Here is a 14401-nt window from a genome sequence, read left to right on the forward strand (position 1 = left end):
TCATTGTTGTCCGCAATCGCTCAATACTTTATTTACTGCCATACAATCCGCAATACAATATCCGCTATATTCCATTGCCCGAACAATGACAAACGACTCTATAAACCCGTTGATCGACCAAATCGATCGATGCCTTCCCCAAACTCAATGTACCTTGTGCACCTATCCTCGATGCCGGGAATATGCGGAGGCTATCGCCCATGGTCAAGCCGAAATTAATCAGTGTCCCCCAGGCGGGGAAGTCACCATAAATGCATTATCTGATCTGCTTGATAAACCTGCGTTGGCACTCAATGAAGTCCACGGTATAAACGAGCCAAAACAAATAGCCTATATTGACGAACCTGGATGCATTGGATGTAAATTATGCATCAAAGCCTGCCCGGTGAGTTGCATCGTTGGTTCGGTAAAGTTGATGCACACTGTCATCGTTGATGAGTGCACTGGATGTAAACTCTGTATTCCAGTTTGCCCGACCGACTGCATCGATCTGGCGGCGCCTGATCTGCCGTCAACCAACGGGCAACAAAACAGCCCGTGGCCTGACTTTACCCTGGAGCAGGTGGCGCAGGCACGGTTTAATACCGAGCAAACAATCAAACGAAATCGACAACTCGAGCAAGTTAGAATCAAACGCAAAAAAGGGATCGTGCGCAAACAAATGCAACAAGAAATTCTTGCAGCCATACATCGAAAATCTCAGCAACAAACGCAAAAACAAACCAAAAACGAACACTAGGAAAAGCAACAGTACACTTCGGCAGACCGTAATTGCCTCTTTTAGGGCGGCACAAAATTGGCTACGTAACGGGATTAACAAACCAGGATTAGAAAACCGGATTAAACAAACCAGAATTAAACAAAGATGACCCCCAGACAAATTACCACTGCGTTCAAGCGACTGCAAAAGAATACGCCCACGCCGACCACAGAATTAAACTATCAGTCCGAATTTGAATTATTGATTTCGGTCATGTTATCGGCCCAGGCAACCGATGTTTCGGTCAATCTTGCTACCAAAAAACTTTTCGCGGTAGCCAATACCCCCCAGTCAATAAAAGACCTCGGGGTCACAAAAATAAAGCGCTACATTAAAACCATCGGTTTGTTTAATACCAAAGCCAATAACATCATCAAAACCTGTATGCTTTTGCTGGCGAAACACAACGGGCAAGTCCCGCAAACCAGAGAACAACTGGAGGCGTTACCCGGGGTCGGACGAAAAACGGCAAATGTTATACTCAATACCGCGTTCGGCCAGCCCACCATTGCCGTGGACACGCACATTTTTAGGGTTTCAAATCGTACCGGTATCGCACCCGGCAAGAATGTATTGGAGGTTGAGACCGCGCTTCTAAATTCAGTGCCAGATCGATTCAAAAAGGACGCCCATCACTGGCTTATTTTACATGGTCGATATACCTGTATCGCCCGCAAGCCAAAATGTGCTGAGTGTATGTTGAGCGATATTTGCGATACCGCCCATCGTTACCACTAAGCTGCCGTTGAACCATTTTAATCAATTAGGGACTAACAGCTGATTGAATTAAGGGTACAATCCCGATATCAGCGCCTGACGGATAACGCCCCATGCCCAACCAAAAAACGAACCCGCATAAAATAGATATTCAAAATGGATATTAACGTACACCATGATTTCAATCAGGTGCTCAAAGCCAACAATTGCTTTCCCCTTCGTCGGGCCGCGTTATCCGAGTTACAAATAAATGTAGGCTATTTATGCAATCAAGCCTGCGAGCATTGCCACGTCGATGCCGGGCCTAAACGAACCGAGATGATGGCTTGGGCAACCATGCAAAAAGTTCTGGATTGGGCCAACAATAACCATGTTAAATCTGTGGATATTACCGGTGGCGCACCCGAATTGATTCCGAATTTTCGGAAGTTTTGTAATGGCTTTCTTGATCGAGGAATAAGCATCACCTCGCGTTGCAACATCACCGTTCAATATGAACCGGGTCAGGAAGACCTGCCGCAATGGTATGCGGAAAGAAAGATTCGGCTGGTTTGCTCATTGCCGTGCTACACCTCAAAAAACGTTGACCAACAGCGCGGCAAAGGCGTATTCGGTAAAAGTATATCCGGCTTGCAGGCATTCAATGCGGTGGGGTATGGCAGGACCGAAGAGCTAGCCATCGATCTGGTTTACAACCCCATTGGCCCGGTATTACCGCCCGCGCAAACGGAACTGCAAAATGAATACAAAACCCGGCTAAAGCAAGATTTTGATATTGATTTTAACAACCTGTTAACGATAACAAATCTTCCTATCAATCGCTTTGAACACTACCTGAATCGCACCGGTCAGTTACATAGCTATCATCAGTTGCTGGTGGAAAATTTCAATCCGGCCACCGTTGAACCGCTGATGTGTCGTCATTTGATTAACGTGGATTGGCTAGGCTATGTTTATGACTGCGATTTCAATCAGATGCTGGACTTGCCGCTGGCGGCGCCAGGTCGAAAACATGGGCGAAAACATGGGCGAAAACAACTTTGGGAGATTGAAAGCGGTAACCTCAAGGATGGCCCCATCGCAGTAGCCAAACATTGCTTTGGATGCACTGCCGGCGCCGGCAGCAGTTGTGGCGGTGCTTTAACTTGAGGGTACTGTAGGCCAAGGTTGGGAAAACACCCACAACAATGCAGCGTAGCGCACAAATTTACTGATAAATATCATTGCGGCGCTTAACCAAAATGAAAGTCGCAAATACCCCGCAGCCAGACACAAAGGATCTCCTATTATCGGCATCCAGCTAAAAAACAATACCGGAATTCCCCATTTTTTAACCCGCGACAGTGCCTTATCCTCCAGTTTGAATAATCGCCGGATACGCTGATGCCAGCCAAATCCTGCAAGACCTCGGCGTAAAATAATTCCCATAAAATAGGTGATGATTCCACCCAACGTATTGCCGAAAGTCGCCACCACCAGAAGCGAGGAAAAACCATGCTGGCCGGATTGATACAAATAGTACAACATCGCCTCAACGCCACCGGGAACCAGTGTGGACGCCAGCAACGATCCGACAAAAAGTGATGCTAGCTCAGTGGTCGTATCCACATTTCATCGTTTTCGGATGGGCTTGAAACTTTTCAATTCAAAAACCTCCCGATTAAATTTGCAACGCCATGAGCGAACTCACTTTCCAACGGAAACGACAAGGTGCCCATGACCGAATAGCCTAACAACAACGGCATGAGGTAAAACCGTATCATGTAAAAAAACCAGGCCACATACAGTGGAATTAAAGGCAGGATCAAAAAACCGGGGGTGATCGGAGAAAACAGCTTTAACAAAGGATTGGTCGCGCGCACGAAGAATCGCATAAAGAAAAATGAACTATCCTGGGGCAGGAAAATCCCCATTGCAAATCGACCGATCAGGGTCCACATGATTACGCCCATAATGTAATCGGCGGCTAACAGCCAAATTGGAAAATTTTCGTACATTTCTCTACCCTCAAAATAGTCAAGTAAAAGATCTCTGTCAAATCGCCGCTGCTTGATTCGGGTTGCCACTTCATTTCTACTTCCTTCCACCTATTTCCTATGTCCTGTTTCCATGTGCTCGTGTGCATGACCACCGGGGATGGCGAGAGTGCAAATTACCGATTTTTGCGCGTCCTACGCTCACGGCATACATGCCATCCATGGCAATAATGCATCGTTACATGGACGTAACTTATTAGAGCAATGCAAGAGCAATTGCCGAGGAGCAATTATTTGCCATTACATCCATGTAAATCGCCGATTTTTTGCTCCTGCAAAACCGGCATACATTACATCCATGGCAATCGCCGATTTTTTGCTCCTGCAAAATCGGCATACATTACATCCATGTAAATAAAAAAGCCGGGGTGAATTCCGGCTTTTTTGAACAACACCTGGTAAGACTAATGCGTGGAATCAAGCACCGTTTTACCGGAAGGCACGCGAATTTCATCCACCATTGCCTGGGTTTCCGCATCGGGTTCGGCGGTCATAAGTGAAACCACTACCATTGCTATCAAACTCACTGGCATACCGATAATTCCGAATCGCAAGTGATCGATGCCAAACCATGGGTCATTGCCAAGGAATGCTGGCGCAACATTATACAAGTACAAGCTGCCTGCAATAAAACCAAACAACATCCCTGCCAATGCACCAGGACGGTTAGCGCGCTTCCACCAGATTCCCAACACGATTGGGAAGAACAAGCCTGAACATGCGAAGTCGAAGGCCCATGCCACCGCACCTAAGATGCTGGTGAGCTTGAGACTGGCGACGAATGCGCCTGCTGCGCCAATTGCCAATAACAGGATACGGGCGACCAGCAAGCGCTTTTTGGTTTCAGCTTTTGGATCGATGATTTTGTAATACAAATCATGCGACAGTGCATTGGCGATTGCCAGCAACAAACCGTCCGCGGTTGACATCGCCGCAGCCATGCCACCAGCGGCCACCAGGCCGGAGATGACGTAAGGTAGTCCAGCAATTTCCGGCGTCGCCAACACCACAATATCTCCACGCATGAAGAATTCGTTGAGCTGCAACAGACCATCGCCGTTAGCGTCGATAATCTGCACAAAGCCGATATTGGCCCACTTCTGCACCCAATCCAGCGCGTTAACGTCGGCGATGGTCTTGCCAATAATACCGGTCGCAAGATTTGGGTCGAGTACCTGTAGTTTGGTAAAGGTCGCCAACGCAGGTGCGGTGAAATACAGCAAGAAGATGAATAACAGTGACCAGGCCACCGATTGACGTGCCGCTTTAACCGAAGGGGTGGTGAAATAACGCATCAGGATATGCGGTAGTGATGCAGTACCTGCCATCATACACAATACCAAGGTTACGAACTTCCAGGAATCCCCGGCCGCCGCATGGGCGGTACTCAGTGCTTTAAGCCCTTTCTTCGCGCCTTCCACTGCTTCCAGTCCGCCTAAGTTGTACATAGCTTCGAGCTCACCGATTCGGGCCACCGCGTCGCCATAAACAAATTGTGGAACCAGCCCGAAACCTTGTTTATTGGACATCCAGAATACCGGTACGAGGTAGGCGATGATCAATACAATATATTGCGCAACCTGAGTCCAGGTAACAGCCCGCATTCCACCTAACATGGAACACAGCAAGATACCTAACAGACCGAACCAGACACCCACTTCAAACGGAATTTGCAATGCACGAGATGCGATGGTTCCGGTTGCGTTGATCTGCGCCGTTACATAAGTGAACGATGCCACGGTCAAAACCACAACCGCGAAGAATCGTGCCAGGTTTCCGCCGTAGCGTGTGCCGATAAAATCAGGCACGGTGTAGCAACCAAACTTACGCAAATAGGGCGCCATCAACGAAGCCACCAATACGTAACCGCCGGTCCAGCCTACAACAAACGCTAAGTAACCGTGTCCGCCGAAGTAGATGCCACCGGCCATTGCCACGAATGAGGCGCCGGACATCCAATCGGCGGCAGTCGCCATGCCGTTAAATACGGCGGGCACCTGGCGGCCTGCGACGTAGTAAGCGTCAACCTGCATAGTTCGGGATAGCCAACCGATTCCGGCATAGATAACCACAGTGAAGGCGACGAACAGGATACCGATGGTATCAGCGCCAACGCCCAGCTGCTCAAGCATCGCCATCAGCAGAACGAAAGCTAAAAATCCGCCGGTGTACATGCCGTACACCTTAGGCAGATTGTCGATAAAATTGCCTTTAATCATTTTCTATTCCTCCGCAAAGCCAGTTTCCTGGTCTATTTTTTGCTGCGCTCTGACGAACCAGAAAATCAGGATAACGAAAATCACTTCGGATCCCTGTGCAGCCATGTAATAACCCAGTGGAAAGCCCAGGAATGAAAAAGCATTCAGTGAATCGGCGATCCAGTGGACTGCAAAAGAAAAAATAAACCATATCGTTAGTGTAATGATCATCAGTCGCTTGGTGCGAGCCCAATGAACAACTCTTTGGCTTGAATCAGTCATATATCCTCCTTTAGTAAAGGTGGTTTTAAAAAGTAAGCACTATCATAAACATAAAATACACAGGTGTACACCGAGCAATAATAACCGCAAGCAACTCCAAGGTCATCTTGATGTATAAGTCCGCCCCCTTTGGCACTCGGGTTGATTATGGATGAGGAAGTTGCAAGAGATCGCAGTCCGAGGCTATGATGAGGCAGGACGGTGTTGCAGTCGACCAGCCAGTCGGCCAGCTTGCGGTTAAACCCGGACAGGTCATGTAATAGTTGATCCTCGTGATAGTCCATAAACTGCTCTTGGATGTTGCGGTTGAAGCGCTCGGCATGGGTATTCATTTTGTTCGTATCATCCCTGAAACGAATCCGCTTCGCGGACTACGCGCCATTTCGCTCCCGGCGAAATGGTGGGCGAGCGGGGATAAGGCCGCCAGTGGGTAATGCCGTGGGCATTGAGGCGTTGCTGAAAGCGTCATATGAACTCCGAGCCGTTGTCTTTGATCCTGAAGTGCGGCGGTTTTGGCAGCAGTTGGCACAGCGCGTCAAGGGCGATGGCCGCCTGGCGGCTGGACTGGGCGGCGGCGAAGGCGAAGCGGGAGTGAGGGTCGATGAAGGTGAACAAGCAGCGGCGCAGGCCATCGCGCAGGCGCACCACGGTATCGCAGGCGAACACTTCAAGCAGCTGATGCTTGAAGCCTTTGGGCTTGCGGGGGATGGGTTTGTAGCGGCCGCGGGCATCCAGTCGAGTGGGGGCATGGCGCATTTTGTTTGGACCGCGGGCGATGATGCGGCCGATGGCGGAGACGCTGGGCAGCGCGATGTCTTGCTGCCTACATCAGGGTCGCAGCAAGACCCGCAGTTTGGCTTTGCCGAGGTTGGGGAATTGCTCGCGCAGTTGGCGGATTTCCCTAACCAGCGCCGGGGGGGGTGCGCCTGTGGCTGTCGCCGGTGCTTGGGGGCGCAGGATTTGGCAGTCAGGGCGGCCGGGGCACCATCGGCTTGGCGCACTGTTTCCAGCGATACCGGGTTGTGCAGCTGACATCGAAGGCATCACTGGTCGCGGCTGCGCCATGATTCGCGAAGAAACCGAGGATTTTGAGGCGTTGTTGAGCATGTTTGGAAATCCATATCCCAAAGCTGCCCTAGACAGGCTATGCGGCAAAGCCTTTGTTCGGTATCCGATGTGTTGATGTTGCATGGCTCTCCTTCTGCATCGGAGCGCCAAATGTATCTGAGCTTATACACTTGAACTAATATAAAATTCATGGTTTGACAAACTAATTTTGATGCGTATTTATAATGGCTTTTTTGACAAAAATATTACTAGTACTTCCTAAAGCACTAATTTCAATAGATTTTTGGAAAGCGTTTACAGATTACGTAAGAATAGGCGGAGACAATAAAGCCCATCAGCTAACCGATTCGGAATCACTTGGACAATTTTTACAAACCCGCGCAAGCCATGTCGCTCAAACTTCGCTGTACGGATATTTGAGAACCCGGGCCGGAACCCGATACCCTGAATTGTTCGAAGACCCGGGAATTTTGCTATCAATCAATATGGCAAAGTGGCAAATCTGGCTGGCCTGTCTATCGGATTTAACAATCTATATTGGCGGTTTAATTCACCAGCGTACCAATGCCAAATCCGATGATATTTGCTTGGTGTTATCACCTGTTATTGATTCAATATTAAAGGAAACTGGCATACCTGATGAAGCTTCGCCCGAATTCCGGGACACAGCCGAAAGCCTCAAACAACGCGTGGCCAACTGCGACTTTTCATCTATCCCGGACGATGAATTTGCATTTATTAAAAGCCCTGAAGCCCTTTTTTATTGGGCGCCGGTTGCCGACCAACTCAAAAATCGAGATAAGGAAATCGTTAAAAACTCGGTGAGATTTCGCTGGCATGAAATTCGGCGAAGCGCCAGGAAACTACTGCAAGCAGAGACATTGATGGGAAACACCAAACCTAATTTTATTTGATTCCTTTTCAAACAAAGTGATGTCGAACTCATGCTCGAGTTTTTTACCGCAACACTCAGTGTGGGTTGGCTTACAAAACAGGACCTTGCAGCACGACTAAAATGCCGTTCTCTGGCAACCGCGACAATATATTTAAGCTCGCTTAAGGTCATTCAGAATAATGTTGCGCCTTAAAAATTTTATCCAATGGCAAATTTCGTTTGATTTCTTAAGGTTGTTGTTCTTTTTGTCAAACTTTGAAATATCGATTTTTGCCTCTAAATCTCTAATAATATTAGTCGCTGTAATTGAGTTGCCGTCATTCTGGACCGCAACTTGATATGTGTTGATAATTGGGTGTAAGGAGTATTCAACGTTGTGCGAAATATCCTCGTTTCCATATTCAACAAGCCATCTCTCAATGGAAGTCGAGTTGTTGAACCCCCAAGCTTTTAGAATATAGCAGGTGATAATTTCCATCACTATCCCGAGTGGTCCACCTGCTGCTTTTTTCTTGTCTTTCGTGTAATGAAACACTTTTCGCCAAGAGCATTTTATAATTTATCTATAGATTCATATGACATTCTTTCAATTTCTTGTTTTTAATGGTTCAATAAATAGCGTTTCAATGATGCCGGCTTAAATCACTAGCCAGTGATTCGGCTATATTTTGCGACAATGCACCGGTTTCATAAGCGTAATCAGGATGGTTGACCCCAATTTTTATTTCCGCGCCGTGGTTCGCGGCTACAATCATCTCAGTGCTCAATTCAAATCGCAAAAAATGAACTGCGGAAGTTTTTTCCTCGGTTTCGCGCACCAAATCTTCATTGGCGATGGGATAAACCTTCGCCAAATCACCAATTTGCACCCATATTTGACGCTCAACTCCAATCAATTTTGATAGCGCTGCCCTACGCTCTGCCTGATCTTCATATTCAATCATAAAGGTTGCCTTCCAGTTGGCGCCATCCGGGATTAACGGGTTATACGCCTCCAGTTCTTCGTCGATGGCAGCGGCTTCAAAAATCTTTTCAATGCGAAGCACTTCCTGGATTTGGTATTGCATGGTCAGCCGATCTTCGAAATACAAAGTGGCATTTGGTCCCAACGCGACCTGGCGGGATTTTTTATGCGCCATGACCCGCTCGCGGTAGTTTGGACGCTGGCTGGCGTATTCTTCCAGAGACATCAGGTCTGTTTTATTTAATCTTAACATTTCAATAGGATATATGAATAATTTATAGTAAAATCTATATATCGTAGGCTTTCCGCACCAGAGATATAGGGTGGGATGTGGTTGACCCATCCGCCAACGCATGTTCTATAAACTTTCCTGCCATCGGGCAATCACTACCGTAGTGATCGGCATCGCTTTGGATAACCTTGTTGACCACCGGCCTTCCCAGTTTTCTTGCCATTTTATAGAACTTACTTTTAACGCCGTAGGTCCCGTCATGCCCCGAACAACGCTCTATCGCCGTAACATCGGTATCTGGAATCAATTGCAGACATGCCTTGGTTTTCAATCCAATCTTCTGCACCCGCTGGTGACAGGCAACATGGTAGGCGACTTTCCCCAGAGATTGCTTAAACTCGGTATTCAACAATCCTCCTCTGTGACGAAGCATTAGATATTCAAATGGGTCAAAAATGGCTTTGGCTACCTTTTGAACTTGGTCGTCGTTAGGAAACATCAACGGTAATTCCTGCCGAAACATGAGCACACAAGAGGGCACCGGCGCGATGATGTCCCAGCCGTCATCGACCATTGCCACCAAATGGGGAATATTGGTTTCCTTTGCTTTTGCAACGGATTCCAAATCTCCCAATTCTAATTTAGGCATACCGCAACACTGTTCGCGATCAACCAGAGTCACCGGGATTTGGTTATGCTTCAGCACCTGCACCAGGTCTTCGCCTAAATCCGGGGCATTGTAATTGCCATAACAGGTCGCAAATATCACAACTTTTCCGGTGGTTTTCTCGGTCGCCTTTGTTTTCCCAATGGATTGAGCGAAATGATCTGGCGCCGAAAATTCCCTCTGCATACGTTTACGCAAAGTTTTACTGTGATACGCTGGGATACCCGCTTCAGGATGAACCCCTAATAGTTTGTCCAATACTTTGCGCACTGGTTTAATTTTGTTTGCGGCGTTGACCACATTGACGATGATTGGAATACCCGCAAGTTTGCCAACGGCATCCGTCGAGGACAGAATTTTTTCGCTATTGGTAACCCGGCCTTGTTGAAATTTCACCGATTTCGCCCGCAACATTAAATGCGGGAAATCGATATTCCACGCATGTGGCGGGATGTAGGGGCATTTCGTCTGGTAACACAAATCGCATAAGTAGCACTGATCCACAACTTTCCAGTAATCTTGCTTGTTCACCCCGTTGACTTCCATAGTCGATGATTGGTCCACCAAATCGAATAGTGTGGGGAAGGAATTGCACAGGTTGACGCAACGGCGACAACCGTGACAATGGTCAAAAACACGTTCTAATTCATTGTAAAGGGCATCCTGACTATGAAACTCCGGGTTTTTCCAGTCAATAGGATGTCGGATGGGCGCGTCCAGACTGCCCTCTCTATTTTCTCCTTTCTCCACAAGTATTTACATGAGAAATATTATGTCAATTGACATTAAAAGACACTGAACCGTAGCGCTAAAGAATGGCCAGTGCCTTTAATTGCCGACTAAATGTCATCCAAGGCTTTTTGGAAACGATTTGCATGAGATCGTTCCGCCTTGCCAAGAGTCTCAAACCAGTCCGCAATTTCATCGAAGGATTCGTTACGAGCGGTTTTTGCCATACCGGGATACATATCAGTGTATTCATGGGTTTCACCGGCAATGGCGGCCTTCAGGTTATCCGGTGTCGGGCCAATGGGAAGTCCAGTAGCTGGATCGCCACATTCTTCCAGATATTCAAGATGACCATGGGCATGCCCGGTTTCACCTTCAGCCGTAGAGCGGAATACGGCGGCAACGTCATTGTAGCCTTCGATATCGGCTTTTGCCGCGAAATACAAATATCGGCGATTGGCCTGGGATTCCCCGGAAAAGGCATCTTTGAGGTTTTGTTCTGTTTTCGAATTCTTTAAACCCGCACTCTTTAAACTCATGTTGTTTACTCCTAATCGTGTGTTTTATATCTAAATTTTCATGTCATCTTTCATGTCTAGTTGCGGACATGGGTAAATTCTAGTTTAATTGGTATGATTAGTCTAATTGATTGTATTAAAAACTATAATGGACAGAACTTCAGCTGCTTTAATAATGTTGCTGCGTATTTTTACGGCAACAACAGGAAGAAATGATCGGAATATCGGTTTTTGCCATTGCCATACCCAGTTTTACTGTAATTTTATCCAACTCATTATTTTTATCATTATCGCCCGGCTTATTTTTTGGGCGCCGGCGCAACAGACATTCGACAAGTCCGTGCAAAGCCCATACATTATCCGGGTGCTGGCCGCTGCGTTGCAGTTCATTATTTAGCCCAAGATCTGTTCGATAAACGGATTCGGCTTCTTCATAATGCCCCTGTTCCAGAAGTAAAGCGCCGAGCGCATGTCTTGGAGGATGCATCCACGCCCAGGGCTCGGAATAGGCAAGATTATCATCCAGGCGCACGCTGTCACGCAGAAATTTATACGCATCCGCATAATTTCCTTTATGGTACTCAAGTTCGCCATTAAGCATGTTTTCCGCAATCGCCAAAATAGTCAACGCGCGGTTATTAAAGAATTTTCGATCATCAGGAATGTTAGCGAGGGATTCATAGAAACAGGTGCGTTCTCGTTCAGCACAAGCAATTTGCCCAAGCGACGCATAACCGACCCCCCTGGCATAATGCTGCATCGACGTTGAAACGCAGTATAGATTGGAACATTCCGGCATTGGCGTATCAATAATTTGCTGCCACTTTCCGAAACGCGCCAGCACATGCATTTTCATTGAATAATAGCCTTCCAATGTCATTGCAAGATACGGGCGTCCCTTGATTTCCAATACATCACGGGACAACATGGCACACATTTCATCAGTTGCTTGCATAGCGGGTGCAAACTGACCCATAAACATACAGGCATAGATCATCAAATGCAGATCGTGACAACGAGACGATGTATAGAAATTATAGGGCCCAGCGTAATCAAGATATTTTCTGTCGGCCTGTATTGCGCTCTCGCTTACCCGCTTTGCCTCCTCATAAAGCCCGCACAAAACATAAATATGGCCCGACATGTGGGTGATATGCCCGGCATCCGTGCGCATGCCGCGAAGCGTGTTGGCTGACTCCAGCGCGGTGTCCGGCACGGGCGACATTTCCAAACAATGAATGTGCAGGTGCAAAATCGCCGGATGCTGGGGAATCCCCTGAACCCTAGCTTGGTCGATGGCTTTGTCAAGCACGGCTAAACATTCCAGTGTATCGGCGCCATCAGCCGGTTGGTCGGTTTTAACATTCCAAAGTTTCCAGGGTGTTCGTGTCATCATGGCTTCGACAAAAAGCGCCATAACGTCCAGGTCTTGCGGAAATTTTTGATAAACCTCTCGCATCGCCTCAGCGTAGGCATCATTCCACGCATCAAACTCCTCGAGCACTACGCCATGGTCGCATCGAAAACGCGCTGCCAATGCGTTGATCAGATCAACCTCCACGATAGCGGCATTGGAAACAAGCGATCGTGCGCTGCGGATATTATCGAAACAAAATTTTGTGCATCGGGTTATTTCTTCAGGGCTAAAATCGCGCCACGGCATATTGTAAAAAGGCCCTGCCGCATAAGCGATTCCCCAATATGCCATCGCACAATTGGGGTCATATCGCAGCACTTTCTGGAAACAGTTAACCCCTTCTTCCTGATTAAATCCAAAGCACCAATTAAGACCTCGATCAAACCATATTTGCGCCTCTGAAGACGATGTGGTAATTGGCCGAGTGTGCCCGCCTAAATCAAAATACGGGTTCAAAATAATTGTCCATCCTAATGGTTATAGCTTAAAAGGCATCGGAGGAATTCAAACATTCCACGATAGCTCTTGCGCACAATCGCGCTTCCCTTGGCCGCTTCCCTTGGCATGGTACTTTGCGGAATATGAAATGAGGTATATTTTACCTGAAATCGAAGACAACCACCCTACGGAATAATGTAGCGGCTACGCCGCGCTTTTTTATCTGCCTAGCGTCCAAGTTGCATTATTTGGAGGCTGGAATGATGGCCACCTGGAAAAAATTTTAAAGCCGACACCTTAATGGACTCGATTAGTTCAACAACTAAGCGATTGATGCAACAAATGGTGGAAATGGTGAACGCCGTGTTCACTAATGCCGGAACGTTCCTGATCGTAAATATAGGGACCCTGATCGTAACTTCTGGATTTGAGGCCACGCTGAACTGATTCGCACAATGCAATATCTTCAGGTGTCAGAACATTCGCGGAATACTTTGCGCGAGATTCATGCAGCCTGCCGTCGGGTGACAGCGAGTGCCCTCCGAAATAGCATGTATCGATACTAATCGGGCGAACCACGTAGATAGAAAACTCAAAAGAGCCGGGCAAAATATTGAATGTGGTATTGGGCCAAAGAAACCATGCAATCGCAAACTGATTTCCAACATCTGTGTCAACCTCGTAGGCATCGTTTTTATTACGAATCTTTGGGCCAGTTTGTCTCGACCAATATTTAAATGTCTCCACTTGATATGCTTTCATGTCAATCAGCGACGCGAAAGCCGGATGGGCTGGGGCACAGTGATAACATTCAAGAAAATTATCAACCACCACTTTCCATCCAGCCCGATTTATGGTTTCACCCAACGAGTCAGAACCGCAGTACATCATTTCATCAAGGCAGGGCGTTCTTGATTTGATATCTTTTTCGAGGTCGCCTGCAATCGAGACAAGACTTTCCGCATGGTCATCCAGATTCACGAAAACGCAACCACAGAATATTTCTACCCGAATCCGCTTTAACCCAAAATTGGATTTGTCAAAATCCGCACGTTTGTCGCTGAGTCGAGCCGCCACCAAATTACCGTCAATCCTGTAAGTCCAGGCATGGTATGGACAGATGATTTCCATATTAGTGTTACCGGCGCCAGCGAGAAGTTCATGCGCACGGTGACGGCAAACATTATAAAAGCTATGAATTTCGCCATCGTCACAGCGGATTATAAATATGCTTTCATCACAAATGGTCACGGTTATATAGTCACCTACATTAGCAAGCATGGATTCGTGGGCAACATACTGCCAGGTTCGATAAAAAATCCGCTGTTTCTCCCGCTCATATATTTCCGGGCTTAGATAGTACTCGGACGACAATGTATAAGACTCCGCCGCATCGTTTGTTAGCAGTTTGGTTAAAACGGGAAGCGCTTGTTTCATAACAACCTCTTAAAAAATTTGTAGAGTCGAATTAATTTATCGG

Annotated in this window: 16 protein-coding genes and 1 pseudogene; 5 read left to right on the forward strand and 12 right to left on the reverse strand. The window is 47.3% G+C overall.

Translation table 11 applies throughout. From position 1 onward, the window contains the following. Positions 1-85 precede the first annotated feature (85 nt). The 3 genes from ACPXXB_RS08150 to arsS all read left to right on the forward strand — a co-directional run bounded on the left by ACPXXB_RS08150 (position 86) and on the right by arsS (position 2626). Positions 86-739, forward strand: coding sequence for an RnfABCDGE type electron transport complex subunit B (locus ACPXXB_RS08150; protein ID WP_423906403.1), 654 nt, complete (start codon positions 86-88; stop codon positions 737-739). Positions 740-865: 126 nt separating this feature from the next. Beyond that, a complete protein-coding gene (gene nth / locus ACPXXB_RS08155; RefSeq protein ID WP_423906406.1) occupies positions 866-1498 on the forward strand; it encodes an endonuclease III in 633 nt (210 codons plus the stop codon). Between the two features lie 135 nt (positions 1499-1633). Beyond that, positions 1634-2626, forward strand: coding sequence for an arsenosugar biosynthesis radical SAM (seleno)protein ArsS (arsS, locus tag ACPXXB_RS08160; RefSeq protein WP_423906409.1), 993 nt, complete (start codon positions 1634-1636; stop codon positions 2624-2626). Here arsS and ACPXXB_RS08165 read toward each other — a convergent pair. The 5 genes from ACPXXB_RS08165 to ACPXXB_RS08185 all read right to left on the reverse strand — a co-directional run bounded on the left by ACPXXB_RS08165 (position 2618) and on the right by ACPXXB_RS08185 (position 6325). Beyond that, positions 2618-3085, reverse strand: a complete 468-nt coding sequence (locus tag ACPXXB_RS08165; protein ID WP_423906411.1) for a YqaA family protein — start codon at positions 3083-3085, stop codon at positions 2618-2620. The two genes, arsS and ACPXXB_RS08165, sit on opposite strands and share 9 nt — an antisense overlap. Positions 3086-3117: 32 nt before the next feature. After that, positions 3118-3474: a hypothetical protein gene (locus ACPXXB_RS08170; RefSeq protein ID WP_423911068.1), complete on the reverse strand. Its 357-nt coding sequence runs from the start codon at positions 3472-3474 to the stop codon at positions 3118-3120. Between the two features lie 443 nt (positions 3475-3917). Beyond that, positions 3918-5732, reverse strand: a complete 1815-nt coding sequence (locus ACPXXB_RS08175; protein ID WP_423906413.1) for a sodium:solute symporter family protein — start codon at positions 5730-5732, stop codon at positions 3918-3920. A 3-nt stretch (positions 5733-5735) separates the two neighbouring features. Further along, positions 5736-5993 (reverse strand): DUF4212 domain-containing protein, encoded by a 258-nt coding sequence (locus ACPXXB_RS08180; RefSeq protein ID WP_423906416.1) that lies wholly within the window; start codon positions 5991-5993, stop codon positions 5736-5738. After that, a complete protein-coding gene (locus tag ACPXXB_RS08185; RefSeq protein ID WP_423906419.1) occupies positions 5990-6325 on the reverse strand; it encodes a hypothetical protein in 336 nt (111 codons plus the stop codon). Before ACPXXB_RS08185 ends, ACPXXB_RS08180 begins: the two co-directional genes overlap by 4 nt. A gap of 1 nt (position 6326) precedes the next feature. On the opposite strand from ACPXXB_RS08185, the gene ACPXXB_RS08190 reads away from it, so the two are divergent. Next, the gene (locus ACPXXB_RS08190; protein ID WP_423906422.1) at positions 6327-7025 is read left to right on the forward strand and encodes a hypothetical protein; all 699 of its coding nucleotides are present in this window, start codon (positions 6327-6329) and stop codon (positions 7023-7025) included. A gap of 260 nt (positions 7026-7285) precedes the next feature. Beyond that, positions 7286-7975: an esterase gene (locus ACPXXB_RS08195; RefSeq protein WP_423906424.1), complete on the forward strand. Its 690-nt coding sequence runs from the start codon at positions 7286-7288 to the stop codon at positions 7973-7975. Here the strand turns inward: ACPXXB_RS08195 and ACPXXB_RS08200 are convergent. From ACPXXB_RS08200 to ACPXXB_RS08230, 7 genes and pseudogenes are all read right to left on the reverse strand, one after another. Next, positions 7964-8127, reverse strand: a pseudogene (locus ACPXXB_RS08200) (LysR family transcriptional regulator); the annotation flags it as partial. The gene ACPXXB_RS08195 and the pseudogene ACPXXB_RS08200 overlap by 12 nt on opposite strands. Continuing rightward, positions 8108-8491 (reverse strand): hypothetical protein, encoded by a 384-nt coding sequence (locus ACPXXB_RS08205; RefSeq protein ID WP_423906426.1) that lies wholly within the window; start codon positions 8489-8491, stop codon positions 8108-8110. The pseudogene ACPXXB_RS08200 and the gene ACPXXB_RS08205, both read right to left, overlap by 20 nt. Positions 8492-8579: 88 nt before the next feature. Continuing rightward, entirely contained in the window at positions 8580-9173 is a 594-nt protein-coding gene (locus ACPXXB_RS08210; protein ID WP_423906429.1) for a DUF3501 family protein, read from the reverse strand. A gap of 34 nt (positions 9174-9207) precedes the next feature. After that, positions 9208-10569, reverse strand: a complete 1362-nt coding sequence (locus ACPXXB_RS08215) for a heterodisulfide reductase-related iron-sulfur binding cluster (RefSeq protein ID WP_423906432.1) — start codon at positions 10567-10569, stop codon at positions 9208-9210. A gap of 89 nt (positions 10570-10658) precedes the next feature. Continuing rightward, a complete protein-coding gene (locus ACPXXB_RS08220; protein WP_423906434.1) occupies positions 10659-11087 on the reverse strand; it encodes a rubrerythrin family protein in 429 nt (142 codons plus the stop codon). A gap of 148 nt (positions 11088-11235) precedes the next feature. After that, complete coding sequence (locus ACPXXB_RS08225) at positions 11236-12939, reverse strand: tetratricopeptide repeat protein (RefSeq protein WP_423906437.1); 1704 nt, start codon at positions 12937-12939, stop codon at positions 11236-11238. A gap of 297 nt (positions 12940-13236) precedes the next feature. Then, on the reverse strand, positions 13237-14358 hold the full coding sequence (locus ACPXXB_RS08230) for an aromatic ring-hydroxylating oxygenase subunit alpha (protein ID WP_423906439.1): 1122 nt from the start codon (positions 14356-14358) through the stop codon (positions 13237-13239). Positions 14359-14401 lie beyond the last annotated feature (43 nt).

Origin of the sequence: Candidatus Spongiihabitans sp. (assembly GCF_965237845.1) — a bacterium.
GTDB lineage: Bacteria > Pseudomonadota > Gammaproteobacteria > Arenicellales > Poriferihabitantaceae > Spongiihabitans.

Bases quoted from the DNA above. Each gene is read 5' to 3' on its own strand.
- ACPXXB_RS08150 (WP_423906403.1), top strand. From the start codon at position 86: ATGACAAACGACTCTATAAACCCGTTGATCGACCAAATCGATCGATGC.
- nth (WP_423906406.1), top strand. From the start codon at position 866: ATGACCCCCAGACAAATTACCACTGCGTTCAAGCGACTGCAAAAGAAT.
- arsS (WP_423906409.1), top strand. From the start codon at position 1,634: ATGGATATTAACGTACACCATGATTTCAATCAGGTGCTCAAAGCCAAC.
- ACPXXB_RS08170 (WP_423911068.1), bottom strand. From the start codon at position 3,474: ATGTACGAAAATTTTCCAATTTGGCTGTTAGCCGCCGATTACATTATG.
- ACPXXB_RS08175 (WP_423906413.1), bottom strand. From the start codon at position 5,732: ATGATTAAAGGCAATTTTATCGACAATCTGCCTAAGGTGTACGGCATG.
- ACPXXB_RS08180 (WP_423906416.1), bottom strand. From the start codon at position 5,993: ATGACTGATTCAAGCCAAAGAGTTGTTCATTGGGCTCGCACCAAGCGA.
- ACPXXB_RS08185 (WP_423906419.1), bottom strand. From the start codon at position 6,325: ATGAATACCCATGCCGAGCGCTTCAACCGCAACATCCAAGAGCAGTTT.
- ACPXXB_RS08195 (WP_423906424.1), top strand. From the start codon at position 7,286: ATGGCTTTTTTGACAAAAATATTACTAGTACTTCCTAAAGCACTAATT.
- ACPXXB_RS08210 (WP_423906429.1), bottom strand. From the start codon at position 9,173: ATGTTAAGATTAAATAAAACAGACCTGATGTCTCTGGAAGAATACGCC.
- ACPXXB_RS08220 (WP_423906434.1), bottom strand. From the start codon at position 11,087: ATGAGTTTAAAGAGTGCGGGTTTAAAGAATTCGAAAACAGAACAAAAC.
- ACPXXB_RS08230 (WP_423906439.1), bottom strand. From the start codon at position 14,358: ATGAAACAAGCGCTTCCCGTTTTAACCAAACTGCTAACAAACGATGCG.